This window comes from Nonomuraea terrae, assembly GCF_004348995.1.
In the GTDB taxonomy this organism is placed as follows: domain Bacteria; phylum Actinomycetota; class Actinomycetes; order Streptosporangiales; family Streptosporangiaceae; genus Nonomuraea; species Nonomuraea terrae.
Genome location: NZ_SMKQ01000275.1, coordinates 1 through 9,787, shown reverse-complemented (window position 1 = coordinate 9,787; position 9,787 = coordinate 1). Strand labels below are relative to the sequence as shown.

The window sequence follows — 9,787 nt, the reverse complement described above, 5'->3', positions numbered from 1 at the left end:
CTCATCGAGCGTCCCCGGTGCGGCCGTTCCTGCGCCGATCGTTCCTGCCCCGCCGGTCGACACACCGACCGCGCCTACGTCCACCGTTCCGGCTCCGGCCGAACCGACGTCGGCCGTCCCGGTTCCGGCCGCACTTGCACCAAGGGGACCCGACCCGGCGGGGCCTGCACCTGCCGCTCCGGCTCCGACCGCGGAGGCCGCCGAGTCGGCGGTCGCGGCGGGTGCATCCGGCGAGTGATCTGAGGGCACGTTCCGAGGAGGCCCGCGGTCGCTGACGGTGTACGGGGACGTCGGCCGCTGGTCTTCTCGGGCGTGGGTGGTGCGCTGGTTTCCTCGGCGTCGTGTGCGGTGTCGGGGGTAGGGGTGCGGGATGCCGTTCCCGGGCGGCCTGGAAACGCCGTCTTGGGAGGTGTGGCGGGGGCCACGTGACCGTCTTTCAGGATTCACGGGTGTCCGTTCAGGAGTGTGCGTACCGGGTGCTGCCTGGCGTGTTCCGATGACCTCGGCGCCGGTGGAGGGACGTTCGGGGTGTGAGGGAGGTCTCGTTCGGGATTCTGGGGAATGTGGGGCCCAAGGGGGGTGTTGGGGACACTTGCTGCGGCTCACTCGCGAGTGCGGTTGAGCGTAGGTGGGGGCTGAGGGCTCCGCGCTGCGGTGGTGGGCCGCACTTCGCCGGGGTGTCCATTTACGGAACGTCTGTTGTCACGTCCTCCGTGTTCACCTTTGGTTTACGAAACGAGACCGTTGCGTATCGGAATGGATTGCGATACGGTGTCGTTGCGAAACTTGTACGTATCGAAATTAAGGACGTTTCCATGGACCCGAACTCGGGGCATCCACGCCGATGGGGGATCCTCGGCGTGTTGGTGTTCAGCCTGCTGGCGGTCGTGCTGGACAACACGATCCTCAACGTGGCGATGAAGACGATCGCCGACGAGACCGTCGGCCTGGGCGCCACACAGAGCGAGCTGGAGTGGGCGATCAACTCCTACACGCTGGTGTTCGCCGGTCTGTTGTTCACCTTCGGCGTGATCGGTGACCGGACAGGGCGCAAGCGGATGTTGTTCATCGGCATGGCGCTGTTCGGCCTGGCCTCCCTCGCCAGCGCCTACGCCCAGGATCCGATGCAGCTGATCCTGGCCAGGGCGGCGATGGGCATCGGCGGCGCGGCGATCATGCCGGCCACGCTGGCCATCATCTCGAACGTGTTCCCGCCCGGCGAGCGCGGCAAGGCGATCGGCGTGTGGGCCGGCGGCGTCGGCCTGGCGGTGGCCATCGGCCCGATCACCGGCGGCCTGCTGATCGAGCACTTCTGGTGGGGCTCGGTCTTCCTGATCAACGTGCCGATCGTCGTGATCGCCATGATCCTCATCGCCGGCTTCGTACCGGAGTCGCGCGACCCGAAGCCGTCCAGGCTCGACCCGGTGGGCGTGCTGCTGTCGATCATCGGCCTGGTGGCCCTCGTGTACGGCATCATCCGCGGCGGCGAGCTGGCCACCGTGGCGAACGCCCAGGTGCTGGTGCCGACGCTGGTCGGCGTGGCCGTCCTCGGCGTGTTCGTGTGGTGGGAGCGGCGCATCGACCACCCGGTCTTCGACGTGCGCAACTTCACCAACGTGCGGTTCAGCTCGGCCATCGGCATGATGGGCATCGTCTTCTTCGCGATGATGGGCGGGATGTTCTTCCTGACGTTCTACCTGCAGCTGGTGCTGGGCTTCTCGCCGCTGCAGGCGGGCGCGTTGATGATCCCGTTCGCCGCCGCGCAGCTCATCTTCGCGCCGCTCAGCCAGCGGGTGAACGAACGGTTCGGCGCCAAGCTGTCGGCCACCGTGAGCCTCGTCGTGCTGACGCTGGTGCTGGCCAGCTACGCGGTCATGGACCAGAACACCCCGATCCTGATGATCGAGATCATCTTCTTCGTGCAGGGCACCGCGATGGCCATGATCATGCCGCCCGCGACCACCGCCATCATGGAGTCACTGCCCCAGGAGAAGGCCGGGGTCGGCTCGGCGATGAGCAACACGGTCCGCCAGGTGTCCGGCGCGCTGGGCGTGGCCGTGCTCGGCTCGGTGCTGTCGTCCAGCTACCGGGGCGAGATCGCGCCCGCCCTGACCGCGCTGCCCGCCGACGCCCGGCACGCGGCCGGTGAGTCGATCATGGCGACCATGGGCGCCGCCCAGGCCATGGGTCAGGACGGCCAGGCGCTGGTCCAGCCGGCCTTCACCGCCTTCCTCAACGGCATGCACATCACCGCGCTGGTATCGGCGCTGATCGCACTGTTGGGCGTCGCGGTGGTGGCGAAGTGGATGCCCGGCAAGGTGCGTGTCGCCAAGCACGCGGCGAAGAAGGAACCAGCGGTAGTGTGAGGCCGCCATGTCGATCCAGGAATCAGGGGCTGCCCGCCCGGCGGGCCGTCCGCGCAGTGAGAAGGCCGAGAAGGCGATCATCGAGGCGACGCTCGACCTGATCGGCGAGGGCATGGGAGTGTCCGAGCTGTCCATCGAGGCGATCGCGTCGAGGGCCGGCGTCGGCAAGACGACGATCTACCGGCGCTGGTCCAACAAGGAAGACCTCGTCGTCGACGCCCTCTCCACGCTCAAGGCCCCGGTGCCGCCGCTCACCGGCACGTCCGTGCGTGACGACCTCATCAGTCTGCTCGACGCGATGCGCGAGGAGTCGGGCATGGCCCGCAGTCGCTGCGTGATGAACATCGTGATGGGCGAGACCGACCGCCACCCCCGGCTGACCGAGCGCTTCATCAAGCGCGCGATCGAGCCCCGCAGGCAGGCGATGCGCGAGGTGATCGAACGCGGCGTCGCCACCGGCGAGCTCCGGCCGGACCTGGACGTCGACATGGGCATGGCCCTCATCTCCGGCACCATGCTCTGGCACACCAAGTGGGGCCCCGCCGGAGACCTGCCGGCCGATCTGCCCGAGCGCATCGTGGACGCCGCCCTGGCCGGGATGGCCCCGTAACCGGCGCCCGCCGCCGGAACGGAGGGCGACGGGGTCACGAGGCGGTTCTGCGGCGGAAGAGCAGCGCGGCGATCGGAAGGCTGAGCACGACGGCGCCGCCCATCCAGGCCGCCGCCACCGCTCCCGACGATCCCATCGGCAGGCCCAGCAGCAGCGCCCGCAGCGTCTCGGTGATCGGGGTGATCGGCTGGTTGGCGGCGAACCCCTGCAGTACCTCCGGCATCGTCTCGGCGGGAACGAACCCGTCCGACAGGTACGGCAGGAAGAGCACCACGAAACTGAACGCCCCCGCCGCCTGGGTCGACTTGACCAGCAGTCCCCACACCACGGAGAGCGACGCCACCGCCAGCACGTACCCCGTCACCACGGCCAGCGTCAGCGCCCACTCGGCCGGCGTGGCGGCGGGCCGGAACCCGAGCAGGAGCGCGGCGGCCAGCGCGATGACCGCCGAGGCCACGTTGCGGATCACCGAGGCCACGATGTGCCCGGCGGGGACCACCCAGCCGCCGATCGGCAGGGTGCGGAAACGATCGATCATCCCGCCGTTCAGGTCGTCGGCGACGGTGGCGGCGGTCAGCGCGGCGCCGTACCCGCCGGACATGAGCAGCACGGACGGCACCACGAAGTCGATGTACGCCAGCCCGCTGGAGCCGGTCGAGATGGCGCCGCCGAACACGTACACGAAGACGACCATGATCATCACGGGCACGACCGTGCTGACGATCAGGCCGTCGAGCAGGCGCAGCTCCCGGCGCAGGTCACGGACGACGAGGCGGCGCAGGTCGCCGGCCGCGGTCAGGGCGCTCATGCCGCCACCGCCGTGAGCTCGAAGAAGACGTCGTCGAGGGTGGGGGTGCGCAGCTCGACGTGCTCGACGGCGATGCCCGCGTGGTGCAGCGCGTCGAGCGCCCGGCGCAGGTGGTCGGGGCTCTGCACGGGCAGGGTGACCTCCTGGGAGACAGGGTCGTGGCGGAGGTTCGGGTCGGCGGGAGGCAGCCCCCGGGTCCCGGCGGCGTCCAGGGCGGGATGGTCGACGGTCGAGAGGGCGACGGTCGAGAGGGCGACGGTCGAGAGGGTGGCGGTCGCGTGGGCCAGGTCCTCGGCCCGGGACAGGCGCAGCACCAGGCGTTCGGCGCCGACCTGGCGCTTGAGCGCGGCAGGGGAGTCGTCGGCGGCGACGCGTCCAGCGTCGATCACCACGACGCGGTCGGCGAGCTGGTCGGCCTCCTCCAAGTACTGCGTGGTGAGCAGGATCGTGGTGCCGGAGGCGAGCAGCTCGCGGATCACCGCCCACAGCTCGGCGCGGCTGCGCGGGTCGAGCCCGGTCGTGGGCTCGTCGAGGAACAGGATCGGCGGCGCCGCCACCATGCTGGCCGCCAGGTCGAGCCGGCGGCGCATCCCGCCGGAGTAGGCGCCCGCGCGGCGGCCGGCGGCGGCCGTGAGGTCGAAGCGTTCGAGCAGCTCGTCCGCCCGGCGCCGGGCCTGCCGCCGCCCCAGGTGGCACAGCCCGGCGAACAGCTCCAGGTTCTCCCGCCCGGTCAGCAGCTCGTCCACGGTGGCCTGCTGGGACGTCAGCCCGATGGCGGCCCGTACCGCGGCGCCCTCCCGCGTGACGTCGTGACCCGCCACGGTGGCGGTGCCGCCGTCCGGGGGGAGCAGCGTGGTGAGGATGCGTACGGTCGTGGTCTTGCCCGAGCCGTTCGGCCCGAGCAGGGCGACGAGGGAACCGGTGGGCACGGTCAGGTCTATCCCGTTCAGCACCCGCGTGCCGCCGAACGACTTCGTCAGCCCCCGTGCCAGAATGGCATCTGTGAATGGCCTACTGTGTATGGCGTTCATAGTTTTTACAGTAATGCAGAATCCTAGGGAGCGGTCAAGGAGGATTTCGCATGGCGCAGGAACGGTCGCTGCCCCCGGTGGTCCAGCGGATGTGGGGGCGTGAGCCGATGCCGCGCAGAGGGCCGCGGCCCCGGCTCGACCTGGACACCATCACCACGGCCGCCATCGAGATCGCCGACGCGGAGGGTATGGCCGCCGTGTCGATGAGCGGCGTCGCCTCCCGGGTGGGGGTCGCGGCGACGGCGCTCTACCGGTACGTCGACAGCAAGGAAGACCTGCTCACGGCCATGGCAGACGCCGTGGCCCCCGAGCCGCCTGACCCTGCGGGCATGCACTGGCGCGACTATCTCGCCCTGTGGACGCGCGCCCACCGCGACCTCATCCTCCAGCACGCCTGGGTGCTCTCGATCACCGTGTACGCCCCTCCGATGGGCCCGCGGCGGCTGCTCTGGCTCGACCGGGCGATCGCCGCGCTGGCCGGCACGGGCCTGGACGACGGGGAGAAGATCAATGTGGCGAGCACCCTGACCGGCTACGCGCTCACCGACGCGGCGCTGGAGCACACCGCCAAGTTGGGGTTTCCCGAGCTCGAAGGGTCCGGGATCGAAGGCGCCTCCGACTACGGCGAGGTGCTGGCCGAGGTGCTCGACCCCGAGGCGTACCCGGCGTTGGCGGCGGCCGTGCGGTCGGGCGCGTTCGGCGGGGCTGAGGGCTGGGTGGAGGACGCCGATTTCCGCTTCGGTCTCGACCTGCTGCTCGACGGCGTCGAACGACTGATCGCCCGCCGACAGCCTCGTTAGTACGATTTTTCCGTACGGTGCACGGAAAGGCGTGGCATGGCGGAGACCATCTGGTTTCGCGACGACAGCCGCCCGCGCAAGCCGCGGCTGTCGCGCGAACGCATCGTCGAGGGAGCCGTCGCCCTGCTCGACGCCGAGGGCGTGGCCGGCTTCTCCATGCGGGCGCTGGCCGCACGGCTCGGCGCGGGCACGATGTCGCTCTACGAGTACGTCCGGAGCAAGGAGGACGTCCTCGACCTCGCCCTCGACGAGGTGATCGGCGAGATCGCGCCGGAGCCGGCGGGATCGTGGCGCGAGACTCTCGTCCGCCAGCTCACCCAGAGCAGGCAGGTCATGCGCCGCCACCCCTGGGTGCCCGCCCTCACCGCCACCCGGCCCCTGATCGGGCCGAACGCGCTGGCCCGCTCCCGCCTCGTCTACACCGCCCTGGCCGACGCGGGGCTGAGCGGTCCCGTCCTCCTCGCCGCCGTGGGGGCGTTGAGCTCGTACGTCAACGGTTTCGTGGCGAGCGAGAACATCTGGTGGGCGAAGGTCCGCACGCCCGCGGCCGATGCGGAGATCCGCGAGCGGGTCGTTGCCCACCTCGGCGAACACGTCTCCGACCTGGGCCGGATCGCCCAGGTGGACAACGCCGACTTCGACGGCCAGTTCCTCCTCGGGCTCGACCTCGTCCTCGACGGCATCACCCATCGTCTTCCGCCGGGTTCTCAGGGGTCACGGGGATGAGCAGCACGGTCGCGTTGTCCGTCGCACCCGCATCGACGGCATAGGAATGCCTGGCAAAAAAGATCTTGGAATAGGTTGACCACCTCTGCGGTCGATCACGGCGCGAGGAAGGCTCGACAACATGCTGAACCCCGGCAACGTGCCGACACGATCTACGCCGACCGCGACTACGACCGCGACTACGACCGCGGAAAGTACCGCAAGCAGGTGAATCCGCGACGACGTCCACGAAGCATTCCTCGGCCTCGCCTGCGGAATCATCTGCCGGCGCCGACTGACCGAGCTCCAACATCGTCGAAGGATCTCAGCGGTTCGCGGGCATTCTGAGTGCGAGCGCGAGCCCCACTGCGGCGACGGAGAGGAGCGCAGCGAGGGCGAAGGCATGCTGATAGTTGGCAAGGGGGATGGTCGAGGTGGTGCCGCCGACTCCTGAGATCAGGATGGCGGCAGCCACCGGGGAACCCGAGGCGGAGCCCACCGACCGGAGCACCGTGTTCAATCCGCTGGCTGCGGCGACTTCGTCGACGGGCACGACTCGGGCGATGATCTGGGAGATCACCGAGATGCCCACGCCGATACCCAAGCTCAGCACGCAGAACGACGCCAGTATCGACCACATCGCAGCCGGCCAGAACGTGAGACCGAGTGCGCCGAGACCCATGCTCGCCATGGCGACGACCATGCTCGGACGATGACCTGTGCGTCCGAGCAGAGCGGGAGCCGCGCGGCCGCCGACGAACACACAGATCGCAGATGGGAGAAGAACGAGACCGGTGCGGAGGACGTCGTACCCGTACCCGTAACCGGTGCCGGGATCGGCTGCAAGGATGCTCGGCAGACAAACGTAAATGATGTAGGAGACAAAGCCGTTCACCAGAACGAGAGCGTTGGCGATGGCCAGCGAGGGCCTCATCAGTGATCTCACGTCGACCAGCGGTGTCGTCACACGGCGTTCGACGATGACGAGAAGGACGAAGGCCACGATCGCTCCACCGAACAGGAGCAGGGTGGGCGCGGCGGCCCAGCCCCAGGACGGGCCCTGGGTGATACCCAGCAACAGGCTGACGAGCGCCGCGGTCAGCAGCGCGGCGCCCGCGTAGTCGGTCTTGCTCGCCTGTTCGGCTCGGGGAGCGTGCGGCACCCAGATGGCCACGAAGGCGAGACTGGCGACGATCAGTACTCCGGCGAAGACGAATATGCCCTGCCAGCTGGAGATTCTCAGGATGGCACCGCCGATGACGAGAGCGGCGCCCGCACCAAGCCCGAGCACGCCGGAGATCCACCCGATCCCCGTACTCATCGCCTTGCCGGTCAAACGGCGACGGACGATCGCCAGCGCGAGCGGGAAGACCGCGGTGCTGATCCCCTGCACGGCGCGACATGCGATCAGAAAACCGATGGTGGAGGAGAACGCCGCCGCGAACGTGGCGATCGCGAAGACGATGAGAACCACCATGAGCACTCGTCTATGGCCGAACCGGTCTCCGAATGATCCTGCTATCGGGGCGAGAACCGAGCCCGTGAGCAGATATGACGTGAGCACCCACCCGCTTGTACTGAGTCCCGCGTGGAGGTCCGAGCCAAGGATCGGCAGAGCCGGCACGAGCATCGTCTGCATCAACGCGTACACGAGCACGACGAGAACGAGGGCCACCACCATGCGGCCGTGCTTCTCGGCGACGGAAGCATCGCCGGCGGGCGTGAGGACGGCCGCCTCTGGCACCTCTGCGGTCGAGCTGGACATATATTCCCCTTTCAATCGGAACGGATATTCCGTTCCGAAACATCCTGATACTGTCGCCGTATGGATGTCAATTCGCCTCCCGCTGCACGTCAGACCCAACCTGGCCGCCAGACATCCGGCCGCATCCGCGAAGCCCGGTCCAACGACCTCGCCGTCCTCGTCGCCGCGAAAGAGATCTTCACCGAGCGCGGCTGGTCGGCCCCGATGTCGGCCATCGCCGAACGCGCGGGAGTGGGTATCGGCAGTCTCTACCGGCGATATCCGAGCAAAGAGGCGCTAGCGCAGGCACTGCAGATCGCGGCGATGGACCAGATCCGCGAGATCGCGGAGGACTGCATCGAGCAGGTCCCGGCGGAGCTCGTGTTCACCACGTTTCTCAACCGCTACCAGGTCGACTCCTTCGGGCCGCTCGTCTCCATCCTCGGCGGCCACGTACCCGACCCTCCGGAGGTCCACGCTGCCGCGGACCGCATGCGCGACTCGCTGCAGCGAGTGGTCGACGTGGCCCGAAGCTGCAAGCAGATCCCGGAGGACTACGGAACCACCGACATTCTGCTGATCATCATTCATCTTCGGGGGGCGCTTCCCGGTGATCCGGCCACGGTGGTCAGGTACACCCAGAGGCTGCTGGAGCCGCTGCTGGCAGGTCTTCGCGAGATGGCCTCGGCCGGACCGAGACGCGGGGAGAACGCCGCACCCACCCCTCAATGGGACGAATGGGTCGATTTCTGGGTTGGAAGACGCAGATAAGTCACATGCCTGCCGGCGGCGTACGGCAGGGACGACAACTCACTCGTGGCCGCCGGTGTCGTCCTCGGTCAGCGGCATGGCGACCCCGTCGTCCGGCAGCCGACCACGCCCACCGTCCACGCGCCCGCGCCGGTCGGGGCCGGGGCGTCGGCGTTCACGCCCCGCTACGGGCCCCGATCGCTGACCCTGGCGCCCCGCGGTCTGCCGTGAGCATGTGCGCGCGGAACGCGGGTTGCGGCGCACCGCAGTCCCAGCAACGGCCGTCCGGGGCGACGGCCTCACTGCCGCACGCCACGCACCGGTCCATCTCGGTCATACCGCACGAGCATTTCAGGCCAAGCGCGCTAGCTTGGCAGCGACATGAAGGGCCGGCAACGTCGAGGCCACAGGTACGGCGGATCGGCGCGGGGCGCCAGCACCTTTCCGTGCCGTACGACCCCGCCACCGGACAGGCGCGGACCGACCCGCGGCCCTGACCGTCAGCGGTGCTCCGCGGCGGCGGCGAGCATGCCGTCGAGCGCCCGCTGCGAGGCCTGGAGCCGTTCGATCGTCGCGGCGATGCGGCGGCGCTCCCGCCGCAGGCCGGCGATCATGCCGGGGCAGGCCTCCGGCACCAGGCGGTCGCCGTCGTCGTGGACGCAGTCGAGCAGCCGCGCGATGACCGCGGTGGGCAGGCCGGCGGCGAGCATCGCGCGGATGCGGCGCACGGCGGCCACGTCGGCCTCGCCGTATTCGCGGTAGCCGTTGGCCAGCCGCAGCGGGCGCAGCAGCCCCTGCTCCTCGTAGTAGCGCAGCAGCCGCCGGCTCACGCCGGTCTCGCGGGCCAGGTCACCGATCCTCATGCGCTCCCTTGACCTTCACATCGATGTGACACCTTACGGTCACGGCAACAACGAGGAAGGAGCCGATGATGCCGGGAGCGGTGATCGTGGGGGCGGGGCCGGGGATCGGG

At 69.3% G+C, this 9,787-nt stretch carries 10 protein-coding genes; 6 read left to right on the top strand and 4 right to left on the bottom strand.

What is annotated here, in order from left to right; genetic code table 11:
* The first annotated feature begins 815 nt into the window (after window positions 1-815).
* Together E1286_RS43120 and E1286_RS43115 are read left to right on the top strand one after the other, a co-directional pair.
* Complete coding sequence (locus tag E1286_RS43120; RefSeq protein ID WP_132622548.1) at window positions 816-2,366, top strand: MFS transporter; 1,551 nt, start codon at window positions 816-818, stop codon at window positions 2,364-2,366.
* Window positions 2,367-2,373: 7 nt separating this feature from the next.
* On the top strand, window positions 2,374-2,976 hold the full coding sequence (locus E1286_RS43115; protein ID WP_132622546.1) for a TetR/AcrR family transcriptional regulator: 603 nt from the start codon (window positions 2,374-2,376) through the stop codon (window positions 2,974-2,976).
* 34 nt (window positions 2,977-3,010) lie between these two features.
* On the opposite strand, the gene E1286_RS43110 is transcribed toward E1286_RS43115, so the two are convergent.
* Both E1286_RS43110 and E1286_RS43105 read right to left on the bottom strand, forming a co-directional pair.
* Entirely contained in the window at window positions 3,011-3,784 is a 774-nt protein-coding gene (locus E1286_RS43110) for an ABC transporter permease (protein ID WP_132622544.1), read from the bottom strand.
* Window positions 3,781-4,815: an ATP-binding cassette domain-containing protein gene (locus tag E1286_RS43105; RefSeq protein WP_132622542.1), complete on the bottom strand. Its 1,035-nt coding sequence runs from the start codon at window positions 4,813-4,815 to the stop codon at window positions 3,781-3,783. Before E1286_RS43105 ends, E1286_RS43110 begins: the two co-directional genes overlap by 4 nt.
* Before the next feature lie 50 nt (window positions 4,816-4,865).
* Here E1286_RS43105 and E1286_RS43100 point away from each other — a divergent pair, with 50 nt between their 5' ends.
* Window positions 4,866-5,615 carry a TetR/AcrR family transcriptional regulator gene (locus tag E1286_RS43100; RefSeq protein ID WP_132622540.1) on the top strand — a complete coding sequence of 250 codons (750 nt, stop codon included), beginning with the start codon at window positions 4,866-4,868 and terminating at the stop codon, window positions 5,613-5,615.
* Between the two features lie 36 nt (window positions 5,616-5,651).
* Window positions 5,652-6,341, top strand: coding sequence for a TetR/AcrR family transcriptional regulator (locus E1286_RS43095; RefSeq protein ID WP_132622538.1), 690 nt, complete (start codon window positions 5,652-5,654; stop codon window positions 6,339-6,341).
* A gap of 304 nt (window positions 6,342-6,645) precedes the next feature.
* Here E1286_RS43095 and E1286_RS43090 read toward each other — a convergent pair whose 3' ends face one another.
* Entirely contained in the window at window positions 6,646-8,085 is a 1,440-nt protein-coding gene (locus tag E1286_RS43090; RefSeq protein WP_132622536.1) for an MFS transporter, read from the bottom strand.
* Window positions 8,086-8,145: 60 nt separating this feature from the next.
* Here E1286_RS43090 and E1286_RS43085 point away from each other — a divergent pair, with 60 nt between their 5' ends.
* On the top strand, window positions 8,146-8,835 hold the full coding sequence (locus tag E1286_RS43085) for a TetR/AcrR family transcriptional regulator (protein WP_132622534.1): 690 nt from the start codon (window positions 8,146-8,148) through the stop codon (window positions 8,833-8,835).
* Between the two features lie 45 nt (window positions 8,836-8,880).
* Window positions 8,881-9,045 carry a hypothetical protein gene (locus E1286_RS48550; RefSeq protein ID WP_165970175.1) on the top strand — a complete coding sequence of 55 codons (165 nt, stop codon included), beginning with the start codon at window positions 8,881-8,883 and terminating at the stop codon, window positions 9,043-9,045.
* Between the two features lie 269 nt (window positions 9,046-9,314).
* Here the strand turns inward: E1286_RS48550 and E1286_RS43080 are convergent, their stop codons facing one another.
* On the bottom strand, window positions 9,315-9,677 hold the full coding sequence (locus E1286_RS43080; RefSeq protein WP_132622532.1) for a MerR family transcriptional regulator: 363 nt from the start codon (window positions 9,675-9,677) through the stop codon (window positions 9,315-9,317).
* Window positions 9,678-9,787: the final 110 nt, after the last annotated feature.

Coding starts and splice junctions, on each gene's coding strand:
- E1286_RS43100 (WP_132622540.1), top strand. CDS start 4,866: ATGGCGCAGGAACGGTCGCTGCCCCCGGTGGTCCAGCGGATGTGGGGG.
- E1286_RS43120 (WP_132622548.1), top strand. CDS start 816: ATGGACCCGAACTCGGGGCATCCACGCCGATGGGGGATCCTCGGCGTG.
- E1286_RS43085 (WP_132622534.1), top strand. CDS start 8,146: ATGGATGTCAATTCGCCTCCCGCTGCACGTCAGACCCAACCTGGCCGC.
- E1286_RS43095 (WP_132622538.1), top strand. CDS start 5,652: ATGGCGGAGACCATCTGGTTTCGCGACGACAGCCGCCCGCGCAAGCCG.
- E1286_RS43115 (WP_132622546.1), top strand. CDS start 2,374: ATGTCGATCCAGGAATCAGGGGCTGCCCGCCCGGCGGGCCGTCCGCGC.
- E1286_RS43080 (WP_132622532.1), bottom strand. CDS start 9,677: ATGAGGATCGGTGACCTGGCCCGCGAGACCGGCGTGAGCCGGCGGCTG.
- E1286_RS43105 (WP_132622542.1), bottom strand. CDS start 4,815: ATGAACGCCATACACAGTAGGCCATTCACAGATGCCATTCTGGCACGG.
- E1286_RS43090 (WP_132622536.1), bottom strand. CDS start 8,085: ATGTCCAGCTCGACCGCAGAGGTGCCAGAGGCGGCCGTCCTCACGCCC.
- E1286_RS43110 (WP_132622544.1), bottom strand. CDS start 3,784: ATGAGCGCCCTGACCGCGGCCGGCGACCTGCGCCGCCTCGTCGTCCGT.